Origin of the sequence: Paraburkholderia lacunae, from assembly GCF_003353175.1 — a bacterium.
Taxonomy (GTDB): Bacteria; Pseudomonadota; Gammaproteobacteria; order Burkholderiales; family Burkholderiaceae; genus Paraburkholderia; species Paraburkholderia lacunae.
On sequence record NZ_QHKS01000011.1, the window covers coordinates 127809 to 150757 of the forward strand.

The following is a 22949-nucleotide window of genomic DNA, read 5'->3' on the forward strand; positions in this document are numbered from 1 at the left end:
TGCTTTATCTTTCGTGCTTCGGCCAGACCGGCAGTCCATTCTCCGTCTATGTCGTCGACCCAGCTTCGCGTTTTTCTGCTCTTTTCCGCCGCTTACTTCGTCTCGTACGTGTTTCGCGGTGTCAATCTAGGCTTTGCGCCCGTCATCACGCGCGATCTCGGCTTGTCGGCCGCCGACCTCGGTTTGCTGACCAGTCTGTACTTTCTTGGCTTCGCGGGCGCGCAAATTCCCGCCGGCGTGCTGCTCGATCATTTCGGCGCGCGCCGGGTGACGGCCGCCACGCTGTTGTTTGCCGCGGCGGGGATAGGAGTGTTCGGCGCGGCGCACAGCGTCGGCGTGATGATGCTCGGGCGCCTGCTGATTGGCGTCGGCGTATCGGTGTGTCTTGGCGCCGCCTTCAAGGCGTTGGCACAGCATTTTGCGCCGGCTCGCTTGCCGCTGATGAACGGGCTGGTGATGGCGGTGGGCGGCCTGGGCGGTGTGATGGTCGGCTCGCCGCTCACCTGGGTGCTGACCTTCGCGAGTTGGCGCGCGGTCTGCGTCGGGCTGGGCCTCCTGACCGTGCGGGTCGCGGCGGCACTGTGGGCGCTCGCGCCGGAGACGAGGGAAACCCACCATCAGGCGAGCGTCGGCACTCAGTTCAAAGGCACCTTGCACATCCTGAGAAGCGCGGCGTTCTGGAAGATCGCATCGTTTTCGGTTGTCACTCAAGGAGTGTTCTACGCGATGCAGTCGCTGTGGGTCGGCGCCTGGCTGCGCGACGTGCAGGGTTTCGAGCCGCGTGAAGCGGCTGCGCTGGTATCGATTCTCGGCTTCGCAATGATGGCCGGCTGCGTCGGCTTCGGCGCGGCGGCGCGCAGTCTCGAGCGGCGCGGGGTGTCGCTGTACGCGTTCTGCGGCATGGGCATGGCGCTCTTCGTTCTCACGCAGTTGTTGATCATGTTCGGCGCGCCGCTGCCTGCCGGGCTGCTGTGGGCGGCGTACGGAATTTTCGGCGGGACCGGCATTCTCAGCTACGCGGTGATGGCGCGGCATTTCCAGGCGCAGATGATCGGCCGGGCCAACACCACGCTGACGCTGATCATTTTTTTGCTGATTTTCGGATTTCAGATCGGGGTCGGCGCCGTGTTGTCGAACTGGCCGGCGAGCGGCAGCCACTATCCGGCGGCCGCGCATCTGAGCGCCTGGGGCGTTCTGGTGGCGCTGCAAGTGTTGAGCGCGATCTGGTACGTATTGCCCGGCCGCACGCAGATTCATCCGGCGCACGTGCACGCGGAACGCCAGTCCTGAGCAAGCTGTTCGCGGTAATCAGGTCGGGGCGTCGCCGACGTAACGTCTGTGTCCCGTCTGCGTCCCGTTTGCCGCGCCTATCCTGATTCCGGCTCGTGCAAATTCCCTCAGACAGCTTGCGCGGCAAGCGCAGCAAGGCTTTGACAGGAATCAGGAAGCGCCTGTCCGCGTCCGCCAGCCGTCTCGGATTTGGAAGGAAGGGTAGTTTCAGGCTATAATTTCAAGGTTTGAGCTTATCAACCCGCACCCTAGCGCCTACCTCTCCCATACCGTTCATCCGCCGCGCGCCGCCAGCGTAGCAAGGGCCCCGCACCCAGCCGATCCGTCTACACAATAGACCCATCGCGCCCCTTGCAGCGTAGGCAGCAGACCGCGAGCGAGCCTGCGCGCGCATCTTCGCCGATGCGCCTTGCTGCGGCTAGCAGTCGGATAGACAGGTCGGCAACAGGGTGTTCCCCAAGGAGTCTCCCGTGTTGCCGTCATTTTCTCCCGCTCTGCTCGCGCTCGCCGACGGCACGGTCTTTCGTGGTTACTCGATCGGCGCCCCAGGGCATACGATCGGCGAAGTCGTGTTCAACACCGCTATCACCGGCTATCAGGAAATCCTGACTGACCCGAGCTACGCGCGCCAGATCGTGACCCTCACGTATCCGCACATCGGCAACGTCGGTGTGAATGCCGAAGACGTCGAAGCCACCAAAGTCCATGCCGCCGGCCTGATCATTCGCGATCTGCCGGTTCTCGCCTCGAACTTCCGCATGGAGCGTACGCTTCCTCAATACCTGCAGGATGAAGGCGTGGTCGCCATCGCCGGGCTCGATACGCGCAAGCTGACCCGCGTGCTGCGCGACAAGGGTGCGCAGAACGGCGCCATTCTGGCTGGCTCGGATGACGAAGCGAAGGCAATCGAACTTGCGCGCTCGTTCCCCGGCCTGTCGGGCATGGACCTCGCGAAAGTCGTGTCGACGCAGGCAACCTACGAATGGACCCAGACCGAATGGCGTCTGGGCGAGGGCTACGGCAAGCAGAACGCGCCGAAGTACCGTGTGGTCGCATTCGATTACGGCGTCAAGTACAACATCCTGCGCATGCTGGCTGAACGCGGCTGCCACGTTACCGTGCTGCCGGCGCAAGCCAGCGCGGCCGACGCGCTCGCGTTCAACCCGGACGGCATCTTCCTGTCGAATGGCCCGGGCGACCCGGAACCGTGCGACTACGCGATCGCGGCCACGAGGGAACTGATCGAGCGCGGCATCCCGACCTTCGGCATCTGCCTTGGCCACCAGATCATGGGCCTCGCGGTCGGCGCCAAAACCATGAAGATGAAGACCGGCCATCATGGCGCGAACCATCCGGTAAAGGATCTGGACGACGGGCGCGTGGTCATCACGTCGCAGAATCACGGCTTCGCGGTCGACGCCGACACGCTGCCGGCCAACGCCAAGGTCACCCATGTATCGCTGTTCGACGGCACGCTGCAAGGCTTCGCGCTGACCGACAAGCCGGCGTTCTGCTTCCAGGGTCACCCGGAAGCGTCGCCCGGCCCGCACGACATCGCCTATCTGTTCGACCGCTTCACCGCGTTGATGGATGCGAAGAAGGCCGGCAAGTCCGCAGCGGCATAAAGGCCTCGGCAGCGCGCGGCTCGCCACAGCCTTGGGGGCGTCGCGGAGCCGCACACAACAGAGCGCGCGCAACGTAAAACGACGCGCGCCGACAGAAAGAATTCAGGAATACATTAGCGAGAGCGTTATGCCCAAGCGGACAGACATCAAGAGCATCCTCATCATCGGCGCGGGTCCGATCATCATCGGCCAGGCGTGCGAGTTCGACTACTCGGGCGCGCAGGCATGCAAGGCGCTGCGTGAGGAAGGCTACAAGGTCATTCTCGTCAACAGCAATCCGGCGACGATCATGACCGACCCGAACACGGCCGACGTGACCTACATCGAGCCGATCACATGGGAAGTGGTCGAGCGCATCATCGCCAAGGAGCGCCCGGACGCGATCCTGCCGACGATGGGCGGCCAGACCGCGCTGAACTGCGCGCTGGATCTGCACGCGCACGGCGTGCTGGACAAGTACAAGGTCGAGCTGATCGGTGCGTCGCCGGAAGCGATCGACAAGGCGGAAGACCGCCAGAAGTTCAAGGACGCGATGACCAGGATCGGCCTCGGTTCGGCCAAGTCGGGCACCGCGCATTCGATGGAAGAAGCGCTGCAGGTGCAGGCGAAGATCGCGGCGGAAACCGGCAGCGGCGGCTATCCCGTCGTGATCCGTCCGTCGTTCACGCTGGGCGGCTCGGGCGGCGGCATCGCGTACAACCGTGACGAATTCGAAGAGATCTGCAAGCGCGGCCTCGATCTGTCGCCCACGCGCGAACTGCTGATCGAAGAATCGCTGCTCGGCTGGAAAGAGTACGAGATGGAAGTGGTCCGCGACAAGAAGGACAACTGCATCATCGTTTGCTCGATCGAAAACCTGGACCCGATGGGCATCCACACCGGCGACTCGATTACCGTCGCGCCGGCGCAAACGCTCACCGACAAGGAATATCAGGTGCTGCGTAACGCGTCGCTCGCGGTGCTGCGCGAGATCGGCGTGGACACGGGCGGCTCGAACGTGCAGTTCTCGATCAATCCGAAAGACGGCCGGATGATCGTGATCGAAATGAACCCGCGCGTGTCGCGTTCGTCGGCATTGGCGTCGAAGGCCACCGGCTTCCCGATCGCGAAGGTCGCGGCGAAGCTCGCCGTCGGCTACACGCTGGACGAGTTGAAAAACGAAATCACCGGCGGCCAGACTCCGGCGTCGTTCGAACCGACCATCGACTACGTCGTCACCAAGATCCCGCGTTTCGCGTTCGAGAAATTCCGCGAAGCCGATTCGCGCCTGACCACCCAGATGAAGTCGGTCGGCGAAGTGATGGCGATCGGCCGCACCTTTCAGGAATCGTTCCAGAAGGCGTTGCGCGGTCTCGAAGTCGGCGTCGACGGTCTGGACGAAAAGACCGCCAACCGCGACGAGATCATCCGTGAGATCGGCGAAGCCGGTCCGGATCGCATCTGGTATGTCGGCGACGCGTTCCGTGTCGGCATGAGCGCGCAGGAAATCTTCGAAGAAACCTCGATCGATCCGTGGTTCCTCGCGCAGATCGAACAGATCATCCTGAAGGAAAAGGCGTTGCAGGGCCGCACGCTGGCGAGCCTGTCGAAGGAAGAACTCAAGTACCTGAAGCAAAGCGGCTTCTCGGATCGACGCCTCGCGAAGCTGCTCGGCGCGAAACCGGCGGAAGTGCGTCAGCGTCGTATCGAACTGAACGTGCGCCCGGTCTACAAGCGCGTCGACACCTGCGCTGCCGAGTTCGCGACGAAAACCGCATACATGTACTCGACCTACGAGGAGGAGTGCGAAGCGAACCCGACCAACAACAAGAAGATCATGGTGCTGGGCGGCGGCCCGAACCGGATCGGCCAGGGCATCGAGTTCGACTACTGCTGCGTGCACGCCGCGCTCGCCATGCGCGAAGACGGCTATGAAACGATCATGGTCAACTGCAACCCTGAAACCGTTTCGACCGACTACGACACATCCGATCGTCTGTACTTCGAATCGCTGACGCTCGAAGACGTGCTCGAAATTGTCGACAAGGAAAAGCCGGTCGGCGTGATCGTGCAGTACGGCGGTCAAACTCCGCTGAAGCTCGCACTCGATCTCGAAGCGAACGGCGTGCCGATTATCGGCACGTCGCCGGACATGATCGACGCCGCCGAAGATCGCGAGCGTTTCCAGAAGCTGCTGCAGGACCTCGGTCTGCGCCAGCCGCCGAACCGCACGGCGCGCGCCGAAGACGAAGCGCTGAAGCTCGCCGACGAAATCGGCTATCCGCTGGTGGTGCGCCCGTCGTACGTGCTGGGTGGTCGCGCGATGGAAATCGTCCACGAGCCGCGCGACCTCGAGCGCTACATGCGCGAGGCAGTGAAGGTGTCGAACGATTCGCCGGTGCTGCTCGACCGCTTCCTGAACGATGCGATCGAATGCGATGTCGATTGCATCTCCGATGGCGAAGCCGTGTTCATCGGCGGCGTGATGGAGCACATCGAACAGGCGGGTGTGCACTCGGGCGACTCGGCTTGCTCGCTGCCGCCGTACTCGCTGTCGAAGGAAACCGTTGCTGAGTTGAAACGCCAAACCGGCGCAATGGCCAAGGCGCTGAACGTAGTCGGTTTGATGAACGTGCAGTTCGCGATCCAGCAAGTGCCGCAGGCAGACGGTTCGAAGGAAGACATCATCTACGTGCTGGAGGTGAACCCGCGTGCGTCGCGTACGGTGCCGTACGTGTCGAAGGCGACCAGCCTGCCGCTGGCGAAGATCGCGGCCCGTGCGATGGTCGGCCAGAAGCTCGCGCAGCAGGGCGTGACGAAGGAAATCGAGCCGCCGTACTTCAGCGTGAAGGAAGCCGTGTTCCCGTTCGTCAAATTCCCGGCAGTCGACCCTGTGCTCGGACCGGAAATGCGTTCGACCGGTGAGGTGATGGGCGTGGGGCAGACGTTCGGCGAGGCGCTCTTCAAGTCGCAGCTCGCAGCGGGGTCGCGTCTGCCGGAGTCGGGCACGGTGCTGTTGACGGTGATGGATGCCGACAAGCCGAAGGCCGTCGAAGTCGCGCGCATGCTGCACGAGCTCGGCTATCCGATCGTCGCGACCAAGGGCACGGCTGCCGCGATCGAAGCGGCCGGCGTGCCGGTCAAGGTCGTCAACAAGGTGAAGGACGGCCGTCCGCACATCGTCGACATGATCAAGAACGGCGAGATCGCGCTGGTCTTCACGACCGTCGACGAAACCCGCGCCGCGATTGCCGATTCGCGCTCGATCCGCATGAGCGCGCAGGCGAACAAGGTCACGTACTACACGACGATGTCCGGCGCGCGGGCCGCAGTGGAAGGTTTGCGCTATTTGAAGAACCTGGAAGTCTATGATTTACAAGGACTCCACGCTCGCCTAAACTAAGGCTTCGAATATCTGTCCAGGATGTAAGTGCCGCGGTTAAGCGGCGTTCCGCAAGTGCTCGAGCCGGGGTCCTCTCCGACGCTCTGGCCCCCGTGGAATGCACTTAACCGCGGTGATTTTTTTTATGGCCGTTTTTTAGCCTCTAGAGTTGTTTATGAGCACTATTCCATTGACGAAGCGCGGCGCAGAAATGTTGCGCGATGAATTGCAGCGCCTGAAATCGGTTGAACGTCCCTCGGTGATCAACTCGATCGCGGAAGCGCGTGCCCAGGGCGATCTGTCGGAAAACGCGGAATACGACGCGGCGAAGGAAAAGCAGGGCTTTATTGAAGGCCGCATTGCCGAAATCGAATCGAAACTGGCGGGTGCGCAGGTCATCGACCCGTCCAAGGTGGACGCGGACGGCCGCGTGGTATTCGGTGCGACGGTGGAACTGGAAGACCTCGATTCGGGCGCCGCGGTCAAATACCAGATCGTCGGCGACGACGAGGCGGACATCGATCACGGGCTGATTTCGATCAGCTCGCCGATCGCGCGCGCCTTGATCGGCAAGTCGGAAGGCGACGTTGCATCAGTCCAGGCGCCGGGTGGCGTGCGCGAATACGAAGTCATCGCGGTGAGCTACGTTTGAAGGTGGCCCCGGTGTCCTTGATGCCGCATCGCCTGTTCCGTTTGCTGACCGTGTTGTGGGTCGGCAGTTTGCTGACAATCGGCTATGCGGTCGCGCCGGTGCTGTTCACCTCGCTGGACCGGGTAACGGCGGGTGCGGTCGCGGGGCAATTGTTCCGTATCGAAGGTGTGCTGGGTGCGGTATGCGGCATCTTGCTGCTTGGACTGGCCAACGTGCTGGTTCGCCGCGGCAGCGACGCATATCGCCGCTTGCGCTGGCTGGTCGCCTGCATGCTCGTCTGCGTGCTGGTGGGTTACTTCGCGTTGCAGCCTTTCATGAATGCCATGCGCATTGCCGCACTCGAAGCAGGCAGCGACGTCGGGCATTCGGCTTATGCAACGCGCTTTGGCATTCTGCACGGCGTGTCGAGTCTGTTCTATCTGATCGAGAGCCTGCTGGGCCTGGCGCTGGTGTGGAAGCTGCCGGTGGGTGCCGGCGTAGCGGCGGCCGAGCAGGGCGCGCGAGCTTCCGCGGGGAAAGTGGCCGGCTGAGGCTGAGTGAGGCTAGGCGGCGCCGCATGCGCCGCTTCCGGTTTGCCCTGGCGGCACACGTCGAGGTGCGGACCTGCCCGCACCGTCATCACTCGCTTACTTCGACGACTGATGCGCGCGCTTCGCGCTGGTTTGGCGCTTCTTGGCCCGCTTGATGTTGCCGCCTTGCGTGACGCGTTCATTGCCGCGCACCACGACGGCCTTCGCCTTCGGCTTGCGCATCGGGATCTCACTGGGCTTCACAACCGTGACCACGCGAGGCGCGCGGCCTTTGCCCGGTTTGGCATCGACCGCGGCTTCGCGGGCGCTCGGCAGGGCGCCGCGCCGCGCCTTCACGGCCGGTTGCGCGGCTTCCGGCTTCCAGATCACCAGCAGCTTGCCGATATGCTGGATCGGCGCGGCGTTGAGCGTGTCGCAGATTTGTTCGTAGATGGCGATCCGTTCCTCGCGTTCGTCGCCGAACACGCGGATTTTGATCAGCTGATGCGCGCCCAGGTGGACCTTGATTTCGGCGAGCACAGCGTCGGTCAACCCTTCGGCTCCGACGAGCACAACCGGTTTGAGCGCATGTGCCTGGGAGCGCAACTCGGCGCGTTGGTCGGAAGAGACTTTGAGGGCTGGCATGGAAAGTGGGAGACTCGACTAAAATGGCGGCACCTGCATTTCCGAGAGATTCGGCATTTCGCGCAGGGCGGCGCGTCAGAACAACAGAATCGCGGATGACTGCCAGTTTTGGCGGTGGCCGCGCGAATTAACCGCGTATTATCCCCTAAAGCGCGACATCACGCAGCAAGAGTTCAACGTTTAATGGCAAAAAACAAGTTCAATACGGCGTGGTTGCACGATCACATCAACGACCCGTACGTAAAAATGGCGCAACGGGAGGGTTATCGCGCCCGCGCAGCCTACAAGCTCAAGGAAATCGACGAGCAGGACAAGCTGATCCGGCCCGGCCAGGTGATCGTCGACCTCGGCTCGGTGCCGGGCAGCTGGAGCCAGTACGTCCGCAACAAACTCGCCAAGGGCTCGCAACGCGACGCCGAACGTGAGGGCGGCATCGACGGCACCATCATCGCGCTGGACATCCTGCCGATGGAGCCGATCGCCGACGTCCATTTCATTCAAGGCGACTTCCGCGAAGACTCGGTGCTGGTCCAACTGGAAGAATTAGTCGGCGAGCGCCAGGTTGATCTTGTAATTTCGGATATGGCGCCCAACCTGTCGGGAGTGGCGGTGGCGGATGCCGCGCGGATCGAGCATTTGTGCGATCTCGCGCTGGAATTCTCGCAAAATCACTTGAAGCCGGATGGTGCCCTTTTAGTCAAATGCTTTCACGGCAGCGGTTACAGCCAGATTGTCGAAAAGTTCAAGCATCAGTTCAAGGTGGTGGCGGCCCGCAAGCCGAAAGCGTCGCGGGACAAATCGTCAGAAACGTTTATTTTGGGTAAGCATCTGAAGCGGCCAGCATAAAGGGGCGCTGCAGGACAGTTCCGCATGGGCCGATAAGGGCTCCGTGGCGCAGGAAAATCGCGCTGCAACGACCCGCTACGCTATTTCTGTGGTAGTGAAACCTTATGGCAGGGGTCTGCGGACTGGATTAGAATGCTTTCGTGGTGCCGCAAGGCAAATGTAGGCGCCCGTCTAAGTGAAGGAGTGGTGCTTTGAACAACAATATGTTTTCGAAGGCAGCAGTGTGGCTGGTTATCGCACTGGTGCTGTTTACGGTGTTCAAGCAGTTCGACAAGCCCCGTGTCCAGGAAGGCGTTTCCTATTCGCAGTTCATGGACGACGCGAAGAACGGCAAAGTCAAGACTGTCATCGTTCAGGGGCGGAACCTCACGGTCACTCCAGCAGACGGCCAGAAGTACCAGATCGTGTCGCCGGGCGACATCTGGATGGTCGGCGATCTGATGAAGTATGGCGTTCAGGTGAGCGGCAAGGCTGATGACGAACCGAATGCGCTGGTGTCCGCGCTGTACTACCTCGGGCCGACGATCCTGATCATCGGTTTCTGGTTCTACATGATGCGACAGATGCAGGGGGGCGGGAAAGGCGGTGCGTTCTCGTTCGGCAAATCCCGTGCGCGTCTGATCGACGAAAACAACAACGCAATCAATTTCACCGACGTCGCCGGCTGCGACGAAGCCAAGGAAGAAGTCTCTGAACTGGTCGACTTCCTGCGCGATCCGCAGAAGTTCCAGAAGCTCGGTGGTCGCATTCCGCGCGGCGTGCTGCTGGTCGGCCCGCCGGGAACCGGTAAGACGCTGCTGGCGCGCGCTATCGCCGGCGAAGCGAAGGTGCCGTTCTTCAGCATCTCGGGTTCGGACTTCGTCGAAATGTTCGTCGGCGTCGGCGCGGCCCGCGTGCGCGACATGTTCGAGCAGGCGAAGAAGCACGCGCCGTGTATCGTGTTCATCGACGAAATCGACGCGGTCGGCCGTCATCGTGGTGCCGGCATGGGCGGCGGTAACGACGAACGCGAGCAGACCTTGAACCAGATGCTGGTCGAGATGGACGGCTTCGAGGCGAACTCGGGCGTGATCGTGATCGCTGCAACGAACCGTTCGGACGTGCTCGACAAGGCGCTGCTGCGTCCGGGCCGATTCGACCGCCAGGTGTACGTCGGTCTGCCGGACATCCGCGGCCGCGAACACATCATGAAGGTTCACCTGCGTAAGGTGCCAATCTCGAACGACGTCGACGCCGCTGTGATCGCGCGCGGCACGCCGGGCTTCTCGGGGGCCGATCTGGCGAACCTCGTGAACGAAGCAGCATTGTTCGCGGCGCGCCGCGGCAAGCGCATCGTCGAAATGACGGACTTCGAAGACGCGAAAGACAAGATATTCATGGGGCCGGAGCGCAAGTCGGCCGTGATCCGCGAAGAATCGAAGCGCGCCACGGCGTATCACGAGTCGGGTCACGCGGTGATCGCCAAGCTGTTGCCGAAAGCCGATCCGGTGCACAAGGTCACGATCATTCCGCGCGGCCGTGCGCTGGGCGTCACGTGGCAGTTGCCGGAGCATGACAACGAAACGTATTCGAAAGACTACCTGCTGGATCGTCTCGCGATCCTGTTCGGCGGTCGTGTCGCGGAAGAACTGTTTCTGAACCTGCTCAGCACCGGCGCATCGGACGACTTCAACAAGGCGACGCAGACGGCTCGCGCCATGGTGGCTCGCTTCGGTATGACGGACGCGCTCGGACCGATGGTGTACGTCGACGACGAAAACGACGCAACGCCGTTCGGCCGTGGCTTCACGCGGACCATTTCGGAAGCGACGCAGCAGAAGGTCGATGCGGAAATCCGCCGCGTGCTGGACGAGCAGTACAATCTCGCGAAGCGCCTGCTGGACGAGAACCGCGACAAGGTCGAAGCCATGACCGCCGCCCTGATGGAGTGGGAAACGATCGACGCCGATCAGATCAACGACATCATGGCAGGCCGTCCGCCGCGTTCGCCGAAGAGTTCGCCGCCGTCGGCAACCGACGCCTCGTCGGGCGGCAGCCCGGGCACCGAGGTCAAGCCGGGCAGCGCAACAGCGCCGGCCTGATAGGCGACAGGAAGAAAGTGCGGGCCGGTGTGATCCACACCGGCCCGTTTTGCATTTATCTGTTTTATCCGAATGGCCCGCTACGTGTCGAACGTGTTGAACGCTGAATTTCCCGTTTTTCCCATGCCCGAGCCGCTGCAGTGCGGCCGCTTCAAACTGACCTTTGAACGCCCGTTGGTGATGGGCATCCTGAACGTCACACCTGATTCCTTCTCCGACGGCGGCAAGTACGCGATGCGCGGCGACGCGCTGCGCCAGGCAGAACGCATGCTGCTCGATGGTGCCGACATCATCGACATCGGCGGCGAGTCGACGCGCCCGGGTGCGCCGCCGGTGCCGCTCGACGAGGAGTTGGAACGGGTGATTCCACTGGTCGAGCAACTGCGCGGCGCGAATGTGCCGCTGTCGGTCGATACATACAAGCCGGAAGTCATGCGCCACGCATTGAGCGCGGGCGCCGACCTGATCAACGATATCTGGGGGTTCCGGATGCCCGGCGCGATCGACGCGGTGCGCGACAGTCGATGCGCTCTGTGCGTGATGCATATGCTCGGTGAACCGCAAACCATGCAGCTCGGCGAGCCTGCCTATGAGGATGTGGTGGCCGAAGTCCGTGGCTTTCTCGAAGCGCGCGTGACGACGTTGATGCAAGCCGGTATCGCCCGCGCGCGTATCAGCGTCGATCCGGGATTCGGCTTCGGCAAGGCGGTGGTCGAACATAATTACGCGCTGCTCGCGCATCTGCCGGACACGGCGCCGCATGCGAAGCCGCCGTTCCCGATCCTCGCGGGCATGTCGCGCAAGTCGATGGTCGGTGCGGTGGTCGGGCGTCCGGCGCCGGAGCGCGTCGCGGGCAGCATTGCCGCCGCGGTGTGCGCCGCCGAGCGGGGTGCCGCAATCCTGCGCGTGCATGACGTCGCGCAAACAGTAGATGCATTGAAAGTATGGGCAGCCATGCGCGACGCGGCGAATCGCGGCCGTGTGCGCCGCTGAGCCCGCAAGCAAGGAGGAACATAAAATATGGCACGTCGTTATTTCGGAACCGACGGGATTCGGGGCAAGGTTGGCGAGGGACCCATCACGCCGGAATTTGTATTGCGGCTCGGCTATGCAGCCGGCAAGGTGCTCGCGGGCGCGGATCGCTGGGCCAGGACGGGCGCGCGGCCCACGGTGCTGATCGGCAAGGACACCCGCGTCTCGGGCTACATGCTCGAAGCCGCGCTCGAAGCGGGATTTTCCGCAGCAGGCGTCGACGTGATGCTGGCCGGCCCGATGCCGACACCGGGCATCGCCTATCTGACGCGCGCGCTGCGGCTTGCCGCGGGCGTGGTGATCAGCGCGTCGCACAATCCGTATTACGACAACGGCATCAAGTTCTTCTCCGCCGACGGCAACAAGCTGCCGGACGAAGTGGAATCGCAGATCGAAGAGCAACTCGATCTGCCGCTCGCGTGCGCGGCGTCCGAACAACTCGGCAAGGCCCGGCGTCTCGACGACGCCGCCGGCCGCTACATCGAGTTCTGCAAGAGCACATTCCCGGCTGCGTTCGACCTGCGCGGCCTGAAACTGGTGGTGGACTGCGCGCACGGCGCTGCGTACGACATCGCGCCGCACGTGTTCCATGAACTCGGCGCCGACGTGATCCCGATCGGCGTCGCGCCAAACGGCTTCAACATCAACGACGGTGTGGGCGCGACCGCGCCGGACGCGCTGGTGCGCGCGGTGCGGGCAAACCACGCGCACGTCGGCATCGCGCTCGACGGCGATGCCGACCGTTTGCAGGTCGTGGACGCCGCCGGCCGCCTGTATAACGGCGACGAACTGCTGTACGTGCTGGTGAAAGACCGGATTGCGACCGACGGCAAGGTGGAAGGCGCGGTTGGCACCTTGATGACCAACATGGCAGTCGAAGTCGCGTTGCAGAAAGCCGGTGTGAAGTTCGTCCGCGCGGCCGTGGGCGACCGCTACGTGCTCGAACAGCTGCGCGAGCACGGCTGGCAATTGGGCGCCGAAGGCTCCGGCCATATTCTTTCCCTTGACCGCCATTCGACCGGCGACGGCATCGTGTCGGCATTGCTGGTGCTGGCGGCAATGAAGCGCAGCGACAAGACGCTCGCCGAATTGATCGAGGGCGTCACACTGTTCCCGCAGAAGCTGATCAATGTGCGGATGCAACCGGGCGCCGACTGGAAGGGCAGCGATGCGATCCGTCGTGCGATCAGCAACGCCGAGGGTGCGCTAAAGGGTCGCGGCCGCGTGCTGATCCGCGCATCGGGCACCGAGCCGGTGCTGCGCGTGATGGTCGAGGCGGAGCACGTCAATGACGCCGTTCGCCATGCCGAAGCGATCGCTAACGCTGTGAAGCTGGCTACGGCTTAAGCGAGCACGTCGGTCAGGCGGCCGGTAGCGGACGATCACCCGATGGTCCGTAACCGGCACGTCCGCAACCGGCACGTCCGCAACCGGCACGTCCGCAACCGGCACGTCCGCAACCGGCAAGTCCGCAACCGGCAAGTCCGCAACCGGCAAGTCCGCAACCGGCACGTCCGCAACCGGCACGTCCGTAACCGGCACGTCCGCAACCGGCATGTCCGCAACCGGCGCCCGCCCAACCCCCAAAATCCCGCGTCATGCCCCGTTCGTGGCACACAAAGGCTCACGCAAACGTTCGCGCCCCATCTTCTTCGCATAATCTCTACAGTTACACCGGCAACATCGTAAAAACGCCGATTCAGCCGTCAAAACGCCTTTCACATTCGTAATCCGGTTGTCACATACGTTTCACGGTTAGTCACGTTACTGTCACAAAGAGACCCTAAGCTTCGCGGTGTTCGTGTCATCCGCTCACACCCTTGGAGGTCTCATGAAATTGATGCAAACCGTGTTCGCTGGCGTCGCTGGCGCGCTTTTCGCGATCGCAGCGCACGCCGCAGACATCACCGGCGCGGGCAGCACCTTCGCAGCACCGATCTACACGAAGTGGGCAGACGCCTACCAGAAGTCCGGCGGCGGCAAGGTTAACTACCAGGGTATCGGTTCGTCGGGCGGCGTGAAGCAGATCGTCGCCAAGACGGTCGACTTCGCCGGTTCGGACGCTCCGCTGAAGGACGACGAGCTCGCCAAGGAAGGTCTGTTCCAGTTCCCGACGGTGGTCGGCGGCGTGGTGCCGGTCGTGAATGTGCCGGGTGTGAAGCCGTCTGAACTGACGCTGTCGGGCGAAGTGCTCGGCGACATCTACCTGGGCAAGATCAAGAAGTGGAACGATCCGGCGATCGTTGCACTGAACCCGAAGATCAAGCTGCCGGATACCGACATCGCGGTGGTGCGCCGCGCCGATGGTTCGGGCACCAGCTTCATCTGGACGAACTATCTGTCGAAGGTCAACGCAGACTGGAAGTCGAAGGTTGGTGAAGGTTCGACGGTCAACTGGCCGACCGGTACGGGCGGCAAGGGCAACGACGGCGTCGCAGCTTTCGTGCAACGTCTGCCGGGCGCAATCGGCTACGTGGAATGGGCGTACGCGAAGCAGAACCACATGACGTATGTCGCGCTGAAGAACTCGACGGGCACGGTGGTCGAGCCGAAGACGGAAACGTTCAAGGCAGCGGCAGCGGGCGCGGACTGGTCGAAGTCGTTCTACCAGATCCTGACGAACGAGCCGGGCAAGAACGCATGGCCGATCGTCGGCGCGACGTTCGTGCTGCTGCACACGACCCAGGAGAAGGCTCCGCAAGGCGCCGAAACGCTGAAGTTCTTCGACTGGGCGTTCAAGAACGGCACGCAAGCCGCAAACGACCTGGACTACATCTCGCTGCCGGATTCGGTTGTGTCGGAAATCCGCACGCAATGGAAGTCGAAGGTGAAGGACGCTTCGGGCAAGTCGCTCGCGGAATAAGCGAAGCCGTAAGCAGTCGCATCTCGTAAGACGTTGGCCGTCCTCATGCGAGGACGGCTAGTGGCATTACCGGCCGCACGATACATGTCATCCGACAACTGGAAACAGGTCCATCAGGCTCTCATGTCCGATATCCATTTAGCGTCTGGCGCGAACAGGTCGACGCCGCCCGGCAGTTCGGCGCAGCAGAAAGCGCCCAGCCGTGCCGGCGACGTTATCTTTGGCGGCCTCGCACGCCTCGCCGCCATTGTTACGCTGCTGCTGCTCGGCGGCATCATCGTCTCGCTGATCGTCGCGTCCATGCCGTCGATCAAGCAATTCGGCCTCAGCTTCCTGTGGACCGCCGACTGGGATCCACCCAGCAAGCAATTCGGCGCATTGGTGCCGATCTACGGCACGATTGCCACCTCGCTCATTGCACTCATCATCGCGGTGCCCGTCAGCTTCGGCATCGCGCTTTTCCTGACCGAACTCTCGCCCGCCTGGCTGCGCCGTCCGCTCGGCATCGCGATCGAACTGCTCGCCGCGATTCCGTCGATCGTCTACGGCATGTGGGGCCTGCTGGTGTTCGCGCCGATCTTCGCGACGTGGTTCGAAAAGCCGCTCGGCGCGGTGCTCGGCGGCATTCCGATCGTCGGCAAGCTGTTTCAGGGCGCGCCCATCGGCATCGGCATTCTGTGCGCGGGTGTGATTCTCGCGATCATGATCATTCCGTACATCGCTTCGGTCATGCGCGACGTGTTCGAAGTCACGCCGGTCCTGCTGAAGGAATCGGCATACGGCATCGGCTGCACGACCTGGGAAGTGATGTGGAAGATCGTGCTGCCCTTCACCAAGAGCGGTGTGATCGGCGGCGTGATGCTCGGCCTCGGCCGCGCGCTCGGCGAGACGATGGCGGTCACTTTCGTGATCGGCAACACCAATCTGCTCGACAACGTGTCGCTGTTTTCGCCGGGCAACAGCATTACCTCGGCGCTCGCCAACGAGTTCGCCGAAGCTGAGCCGGGCCTGCATACGTCGGCGCTGATGGAACTCGGCCTGATCCTGTTTGTGATTACTTTCATCGTGCTGGCGATCTCGAAAGTCATGCTGCTTCGCCTCGAAAAAGGGGAGGGCGCGAAATGAGCCAGCCCACCTTGAACATGCCGGGTTCGAACGACGCCGCCGCGCTCGAAGCGATGCGCTTGCGTCTGCAAGGCCGGCGCCGCCTGAAAAATGCCGTCGCGCTGACACTGTCGCTCGGGGCGATGGCCTTCGGTCTCATCTGGCTCGTGTGGATTCTCTATACGACGCTGCGTCTCGGTATCGGCGGCCTGTCGATCGAATTGTTCACGCAATCCACGCCCCCGCCGAACACCGATGGCGGCGGTCTCGCCAACGCGATCGTCGGCAGCCTGATGCTGGTCGCGCTCGCGACGTTCGTGGGCACGCCGATCGGCATCCTCGCCGGCGTGTATCTGGCCGAGTACGGTCACAAAGGCTGGCTCGCGAGCATCACGCGTTTTATCAACGACATCCTGTTGTCGGCGCCCTCGATCGTGGTGGGTCTGTTCGTCTACGCGCTGGTCGTCGCGAAGTTGGGCCACTTCAGCGGCTGGGCCGGCGTGTTCGCGCTCGCGCTGCTGCAGATTCCGATCGTGATCCGCACCACGGAAAACATGCTGAAGCTGGTGCCGAACGCGCTGCGTGAAGCTGCTTTCGCGCTTGGCACGCCGAAGTGGAAAATGGTGCTGTCGATCACGCTGAAGGCCTCCATTGCCGGTATTGTCACAGGCGTGCTGCTCGGCGTCGCACGGATCGCCGGCGAAACCGCGCCGCTGCTCTTCACGGCGCTGTCTAACCAGTTTTTCTCGTTCGACATGGGCCAGCCGGTCGCGAACCTGCCGGTCACGATCTACAAGTTCGCGATGAGCCCGTTCGCGCAATGGCAATCGCTCGCGTGGGCCGGCGTTTTCCTGATCACGCTCGCGGTGCTGGGACTGAACATCCTCGCGCGTACGATCTTTTCGAATAAGTAAGGGCGGAGTGTAATCCGATGAATATGGCAGAAACTCAAATCAATCCGATCGCGCGCACGACTGCACCCGCCGGTTTCGATCCCGCCCAAAGCGGCCAGGCACAAACGCCGTCGCGTCCGAAGATCGAGGTCAACGACCTGAACTTCTTCTACGGCAAGTATCACGCGCTGAAGAACATCAATTTGCACATTCCCGAAGGCAAGGTGACCGCGTTCATCGGCCCGTCGGGTTGCGGCAAGTCCACGCTGCTGCGCACCTTCAACAAGATGTACGCGCTCTATCCGGAGCAGCGCGCCGAAGGCGAGATCCTGATGGACGGCGAAAACCTGCTGACTTCCAAGCGCGATATTTCGCTGCTGCGCGCGCGGATCGGCATGGTGTTCCAGAAGCCGACGCCGTTTCCGATGTCGATTTACGACAACATCGCGTTCGGCGTGAAGATGTTCGAAACGCTGCCGCGTTCGGAAATGGACGACCGCGTGGAATGGGCGTTGACCAAGGCCGCGCTGTGGAACGAGGTCAAGGACAAGCTGGGCCAGAGCGGCTACGGTTTGTCGGGCGGCCAGCAACAGCGCCTGTGTATTGCCCGCGGCATTGCGATCCGTCCTGAAGTGCTGCTGCTCGACGAGCCGTGCTCCGCACTCGACCCGATTTCGACGGGCCGTATCGAAGAGCTGATCGCCGAATTGAAGAGCGATTACACGGTGGTGATCGTGACCCACAACATGCAGCAGGCGGCCCGCTGTTCGGACTACACTGCCTATATGTACCTCGGCGAACTGATCGAATTCGGCGACACCGAAAAGATCTTCATCAAGCCGGTCCGCAAGGAAACCGAGGACTACATCACCGGTCGCTTCGGCTAAGCCGACGAGCAAAATAACGGAGTACGACATGTCCGATAAACACCTGTCCAGCCAGTTCGACGCCGACCTGAATCTCGTTTCGTCGAAGGTCCTCGAAATGGGCGGTCTCGTCGAGTCGCAGATCGTCAACGCGATGCAGGCGCTCAACGAATTCAATCTCGACATCGCCGAGCAGGTGATCGCCGCGGAAGATCACCTGAACCAGATGGAAGTCGATATCGACGAAGAGTGCAGCAACATCATCGCGCGCCGTCAGCCGGCCGCGCGTGACCTGCGCCTCCTGCTCGCGATTTCGAAGACCATCACGAATCTCGAGCGCGCCGGCGACGAAGCCGAAAAGATCGCCAAGCGCACCAAGCGTCTGATGGAAGACGGCGCGTCGCGCACCATCAATATTGCCGAGATCAAGTTGTCGGGCGAGATGGCGGTGTCGATTCTGCGCCGCGCGCTGGACGCGTTCGCGCGCCTCGACACGGTGGCCGCCGCGCAGATCGTGCGCGACGACAAGGCGATCGACGAGGAATTCCGCGCGTTCGTACGCAAGCTGATTTCCTACATGACTGAAGATCCGCGCTCGATCTCGGTGGGCCTCGACTTCCTGTTCATCGCCAAGGCGATCGAGCGGATCGGCGACCACGCGAAGAACATTGCCGAATTCATCATCTACATCGTCAAGGGTACCGACGTGCGGCACAAATCGCGCGACGCGCTCGAACGCGAAGCCCTCAGCTAACTCTGGAAAAAGGTCAAAGAGGTGCCGATGCCCAGTAGCATTCTCGTCATTGAAGATGAGCCCGCCATTTCCGAACTGATTTCGGTCAATCTTCAACACGCCGGACACTGCCCGATTCGCGCGTACAACGCGGAGCAGGCGCAGAACCTGATCAGCGATGTGTTGCCCGACCTCGTCCTGCTCGACTGGATGTTGCCGGGCAAGTCGGGCATCGCGTTCGCGCGCGATCTGCGCAACAACGAACGCACCAAGCACATACCGATCATCATGCTGACCGCGCGCGGCGATGAGCAGGACAAGGTGCTGGGCCTCGAAATCGGCGCCGACGACTACGTCACCAAGCCGTTTTCGCCGAAGGAACTGATGGCGCGCATCAAGGCGGTGTTGCGCCGCCGCGCGCCGCAGCTGACCGAAGACGTCGTCGCGATCAACGGTCTGAAGCTCGACCCGGCAACGCACCGGGTGGCCGCGCATGCCGAAGGCAGCGAGATCAAGCTCGATCTCGGCCCGACCGAATTCCGTCTGCTGCACTTCTTCATGACGCATCCGGAGCGCGTGCACAGCCGCACGCAACTACTCGACCAGGTGTGGGGCGATCATGTGTTCGTCGAAGAACGCACGGTGGATGTGCACATCAAGCGTCTGCGCGCGGCGCTCAAGCCGGCCGGGTGCGATGCTATGATTGAGACGGTGCGCGGCAGCGGTTACCGGCTCGCGAAGAGCGCCTGACTTCTTTCGGTCACGCCGAAAGTTTCGAAAGCCCTGGTAACGGCGCTCACGCCACCTGCGTCACGAACGTGACGAATTGACGTCGCGATCCCGGATCACGGCGTGTACGGTTTTCTCTTCGATCGCTAGAACATGAACATCATCTGGGCGCGCTCCCTCGTGTCGGTCGTGCTGCTGGCTGTTCTGTGCGCAGTGGTCGGCGCACTCGTGAACGTCAAGGCAGGATTGGTCCTCGCGATCGTTTTGCTGCTCGCACAGAGCCTCTTCGGCACTTTTCACAAGCAGCGCCTATGGCGTTTGCTCGACGCGCCGGTCTATGGCGAAGTGCCGAGCGCGCCCGGCGTCTGGGGCGAAATCTACTACCGTCTGCATAAGCTCGCGAAGCGCTGGCATGCGCAGGTACGTCAGGTCGAGCAGCAGCACTCGCGTTTCATCCAGGCGATCCAGGCGTCGCCGAACGGCGTCGCGATGCTCGACGATCACGACCAGATCGAGTGGTGTAACGCGATCTCGGAACTCCATTTCGGGCTCGACGCGAAACGCGATCTGCGCCAGCACATCACGCACCTGGTGCGCCAGCCCGACTTCGTCCGCTATCTGAATTCGCATCGTTACGAAGAGATGCTGATCATGCGCGGGATGGGCGACAAGCGCCAGAACGTGCTGTCGGTACAGGTCTTTCCGTACGGCGAAAACCGCAAGCTGGTGCTCTCGCAAGACATCACCGAGCTGGAGCGCACGGACGCGATGCGGCGTGACTTCGTCGCCAATGTCTCGCATGAGCTGAAGACGCCGCTTACCGTGCTCTCGGGTTTTCTGGAGACGATGCGCGAGTTGCCGTTGAGCGAAGCAGAACGCTCGCGCTATCTCGATCTGATGGAGCAGCAGGCCTCGCGCATGCGGCACATCGTCAACGATCTGCTGGTGCTCGCCAAACTGGAAGGCGACAACAAGCCGCCAAGCGATCAGATGATCGACATGCGCGCGGTGCTGCGGCATCTGAAAGACGACGCGGAGAACCTGTCGAGCGACCATCACAAGATTCTCTTCGAAGCCGACGAAGGGCTCACGGTCACGGGTGTCGAAACAGAAATTCTCAGCGCGCTCGGCAACCTCGTGACCAACGCGATCCGCTACACGCCGGATGGCGGTTTGATCCAGGTGGGCTGGCACGCGAGCGGCGGAAGTGCGGTGTTTTCGGTCACCGACAGCGGCTTGGGGATTCCGGCGGCGGACATTCCGCGGCTCACCGAGCGCTTCTATCGTGTCGACCGCAGCCGTTCGCGCGATACCGGCGGTACCGGCCTCGGGCTCGCGATCGTCAAGCATGTGCTGCAACGGCACGATGCACAACTCGAGGTGAAGAGCGAAGAGGGGCGCGGCAGCACGTTCACCGTGCGCTTCCCGGTGTATCGCACGGCGCGCAGGCAACCGGCGCCGGCTTGAAGAGCGTCGACCCGAAAAAAAGCCCGCCTTGAATCAAATCAAGGCGGGCTTTTTTTGCGAGCCTGGCTGGCCGATTCGCTCATGAACAGAATTTGCTCAGCAAGCTCATCTGCGCATTGCGCGACGACTTGCCCGGCCGGCGCCGGCGATAGTGTCCGTCGCTTTGCATCAGCCACGCGGACTGGTTGTCGCCGAGAAACGCCGACAGGCCTTCGGCAATCACACGCCGCTTCAAACGACGGTTGTTGACCGGGAACGCCACTTCCACGCGCCGGAAGAAGTTGCGGTCCATCCAGTCGGCGCTCGACAGATACACCTGCTCCTTGCCGCCGTCGTAGAAATAGAAGATGCGATGATGTTCCAGAAAGCGCCCGACAATCGAGCGCACCGTGATGTTCTCCGACAGGCCGGGCACGCCCGGTTGCAGCGAGCACACGCCGCGCACGATCAGATCGATCTTCACGCCCGCTTGCGACGCTTCGTATAACTCGGCGATCACGGTCGGTTCGAGCAGCGCATTCATCTTCGCGACGATGCGCGCTTTCCTGCCGGCGCGCGCATGTTCGGCTTCCGCGCGGATCGCTTCGACCAGTTTCGGATGCAGCGTGAACGGCGATTGCCAGAACTCATGCAGCCGCAATTCGCCGCCGATGCCGGTCAGTTGCTGGAACACGTGGTGGACGTCTTCGCAGATTTTCTGATCGGCGGTCATCACGCCGAAGTCGGTGTAAAGCCGTGCGGTGCGCGGATGATAGTTGCCGGTGCCGAGGTGCGCATAACGCTTGAGCGAAGTCTTGCCGCCCGCCGACACGCGCCGCACGATCAGCATCATCTTCGCGTGGCACTTGTGACCCACCACGCCGTACACCACGTGTGCGCCCACCGCTTCGAGCTGCGACGCCCAGTTGATGTTGGTTTCTTCGTCGAAGCGCGCGAGCAGTTCGACCACTACCGTGACTTCCTTGCCGTTGCGGGCGGCTTGCATCAGTGCGTCCATCAGCGGCGAATCGGTGCCGGTGCGATAGATCGTCTGTTTGATGGCCACCACGTTCGGATCTTTGGCCGCTTGCAACAGCAGTTCGAGCACCGGCTGAAAGCTCTCATACGGATGATGCAGCAGCACGTCGTCCTGATCGATCACATCGAACAGGTTGGTGCTGTTGGAGACTCGCGGCGGTATGGCGGGGATGTGCGGCACGAACTTCAGGTCGGGCCGGTCTACCATCTCCGGCAGTTGCATCAGACGCACCAGATTGACGGGGCCGTCGGCGTAATAGCAGTCCTTGTCCGACAGATTGCTTTCGTCGAGCAGGCGCCGCACGACGTGCACGGGCGTATCCGCCGACACTTCCAGCCGCACCGCATTGCCCAGATGCCGCGCCGGCAATTCGCCCTGCAACGCGACGCGCAGATTGGTGATTTCGTCTTCGTCGACGAACAGTTCGCTATTGCGGGTGATGCGAAACTGATTGCAGCTGCGCACCACCAGATTCGGGAACAGCTCGCCCACAAAGCGCTGCAACAGCGAGCTCAGCAGCACGAAGCCGTGCGGATAACCCGACAGCTCCTGCGGCATCCGCACGAGGCGCGGCAACGCGCGCGGCGCCTGGACGATGCCCATCATCGCCTGGCGTCCGAAGGCGTCCTTGCCTTCCAGTTCGACGACGAAGTTCAGGCTCTTGTTGAGCACGCGTGGGAAGGGATGCGCCGGGTCGAGTCCGATCGGCGTGAGTACAGGCAGCAGTTCGTCGAAGAAGTAGTTGCGCGCCCATTCGGTTTGCGCTTCGTTCCACGCTTCAGTGCCGTGAAAGTAAATGCCTTCCGCTTCGAGCGCCGTGAACACCGTGTCGTTCAGCATCGTGTACTGACGATGCACGAGCCGCTGCGCGCGTTCGACGACGAGGTCGTACACATGCTGGAGAGACATGCCGTCGGGCGACAGCGCGCCCGGGTTGTCGCGCATCTGTTCCTGCAGTCCGGCCATGCGGACTTCGAAGAATTCGTCGAGGTTGCTACTGGTGATGCAGATAAAACGGAGTCGCTCGAGCAAAGGGACGGCGGGGTCGGCAGCTTGTGCCAACACACGCTCGTTGAAACCCAGAATGCCCAGCTCGCGATTCAATAACGGGTAGCGGATGGACATCGGCAGCGAGAATGGAATGTCAGGAAGAGAGGCAGAAAGACGCTCGGAAATTCTCACAGTATGATTACATTCTTATGACGTTCTGAATGTCTCAAATTCTACGCCGCATT

Annotated in this window: 18 protein-coding genes; 16 read left to right on the forward strand and 2 right to left on the reverse strand. The window is 62.2% G+C overall.

The features are described from left to right. Positions 1-48: 48 nt before the first annotated feature. The 5 genes from DLM46_RS18435 (at position 49) to DLM46_RS18455 (ending at position 7458) form a co-directional block, all read left to right on the forward strand. Positions 49-1290, forward strand: coding sequence for an MFS transporter (locus DLM46_RS18435; RefSeq protein ID WP_115102283.1), 1242 nt, complete (start codon positions 49-51; stop codon positions 1288-1290). A gap of 470 nt (positions 1291-1760) precedes the next feature. Further along, on the forward strand, positions 1761-2915 hold the full coding sequence (carA, locus tag DLM46_RS18440) for a glutamine-hydrolyzing carbamoyl-phosphate synthase small subunit (protein WP_115102286.1): 1155 nt from the start codon (positions 1761-1763) through the stop codon (positions 2913-2915). A gap of 127 nt (positions 2916-3042) precedes the next feature. Next, on the forward strand, positions 3043-6297 hold the full coding sequence (gene carB / locus DLM46_RS18445) for a carbamoyl-phosphate synthase large subunit (RefSeq protein WP_115102289.1): 3255 nt from the start codon (positions 3043-3045) through the stop codon (positions 6295-6297). Positions 6298-6451: 154 nt separating this feature from the next. Next, a complete protein-coding gene (gene greA / locus DLM46_RS18450) occupies positions 6452-6928 on the forward strand; it encodes a transcription elongation factor GreA (RefSeq protein WP_115102291.1) in 477 nt (158 codons plus the stop codon). A 20-nt stretch (positions 6929-6948) separates the two neighbouring features. Next, positions 6949-7458 carry a DUF4149 domain-containing protein gene (locus DLM46_RS18455; protein WP_115102294.1) on the forward strand — a complete coding sequence of 170 codons (510 nt, stop codon included), beginning with the start codon at positions 6949-6951 and terminating at the stop codon, positions 7456-7458. 96 nt (positions 7459-7554) lie between these two features. On the opposite strand, the gene DLM46_RS18460 is transcribed toward DLM46_RS18455, so the two are convergent. Continuing rightward, positions 7555-8082 carry a YhbY family RNA-binding protein gene (locus DLM46_RS18460; protein WP_115102296.1) on the reverse strand — a complete coding sequence of 176 codons (528 nt, stop codon included), beginning with the start codon at positions 8080-8082 and terminating at the stop codon, positions 7555-7557. A 183-nt stretch (positions 8083-8265) separates the two neighbouring features. Between DLM46_RS18460 and DLM46_RS18465 the strand changes: the two genes are divergently transcribed. The 11 genes from DLM46_RS18465 to phoR all read left to right on the forward strand — a co-directional run bounded on the left by DLM46_RS18465 (position 8266) and on the right by phoR (position 20696). Further along, on the forward strand, positions 8266-8928 hold the full coding sequence (locus DLM46_RS18465; protein ID WP_115102299.1) for an RlmE family RNA methyltransferase: 663 nt from the start codon (positions 8266-8268) through the stop codon (positions 8926-8928). Between the two features lie 191 nt (positions 8929-9119). Continuing rightward, positions 9120-11009, forward strand: a complete 1890-nt coding sequence (gene ftsH, locus DLM46_RS18470) for an ATP-dependent zinc metalloprotease FtsH (protein WP_115102302.1) — start codon at positions 9120-9122, stop codon at positions 11007-11009. Positions 11010-11081: 72 nt separating this feature from the next. Further along, complete coding sequence (gene folP / locus DLM46_RS18475; RefSeq protein ID WP_482811935.1) at positions 11082-12002, forward strand: dihydropteroate synthase; 921 nt, start codon at positions 11082-11084, stop codon at positions 12000-12002. 27 nt (positions 12003-12029) lie between these two features. Further along, the gene (gene glmM, locus DLM46_RS18480; protein ID WP_115102305.1) at positions 12030-13388 is read left to right on the forward strand and encodes a phosphoglucosamine mutase; all 1359 of its coding nucleotides are present in this window, start codon (positions 12030-12032) and stop codon (positions 13386-13388) included. 484 nt (positions 13389-13872) lie between these two features. Further along, positions 13873-14904: a phosphate ABC transporter substrate-binding protein PstS gene (gene pstS, locus DLM46_RS18490; protein ID WP_115102309.1), complete on the forward strand. Its 1032-nt coding sequence runs from the start codon at positions 13873-13875 to the stop codon at positions 14902-14904. 123 nt (positions 14905-15027) lie between these two features. Continuing rightward, positions 15028-16029 carry a phosphate ABC transporter permease PstC gene (pstC, locus tag DLM46_RS18495; RefSeq protein WP_115102312.1) on the forward strand — a complete coding sequence of 334 codons (1002 nt, stop codon included), beginning with the start codon at positions 15028-15030 and terminating at the stop codon, positions 16027-16029. After that, on the forward strand, positions 16026-16922 hold the full coding sequence (gene pstA, locus DLM46_RS18500) for a phosphate ABC transporter permease PstA (protein ID WP_115102314.1): 897 nt from the start codon (positions 16026-16028) through the stop codon (positions 16920-16922). Before pstC ends, pstA begins: the two co-directional genes overlap by 4 nt. Positions 16923-16939: 17 nt before the next feature. Continuing rightward, positions 16940-17788 carry a phosphate ABC transporter ATP-binding protein PstB gene (gene pstB, locus DLM46_RS18505; RefSeq protein WP_115102317.1) on the forward strand — a complete coding sequence of 283 codons (849 nt, stop codon included), beginning with the start codon at positions 16940-16942 and terminating at the stop codon, positions 17786-17788. A 28-nt stretch (positions 17789-17816) separates the two neighbouring features. Further along, complete coding sequence (gene phoU, locus DLM46_RS18510) at positions 17817-18521, forward strand: phosphate signaling complex protein PhoU (protein WP_115102319.1); 705 nt, start codon at positions 17817-17819, stop codon at positions 18519-18521. 27 nt (positions 18522-18548) lie between these two features. Further along, entirely contained in the window at positions 18549-19250 is a 702-nt protein-coding gene (gene phoB / locus DLM46_RS18515; protein WP_006051991.1) for a phosphate regulon transcriptional regulator PhoB, read from the forward strand. 132 nt (positions 19251-19382) lie between these two features. Continuing rightward, positions 19383-20696: a phosphate regulon sensor histidine kinase PhoR gene (gene phoR / locus DLM46_RS18520; RefSeq protein WP_115102321.1), complete on the forward strand. Its 1314-nt coding sequence runs from the start codon at positions 19383-19385 to the stop codon at positions 20694-20696. 79 nt (positions 20697-20775) lie between these two features. Here phoR and ppk1 read toward each other — a convergent pair whose 3' ends face one another. Then, positions 20776-22839 (reverse strand): polyphosphate kinase 1, encoded by a 2064-nt coding sequence (gene ppk1 / locus DLM46_RS18525; protein WP_115102324.1) that lies wholly within the window; start codon positions 22837-22839, stop codon positions 20776-20778. Between the last annotated feature and the right edge of the window lie 110 nt (positions 22840-22949).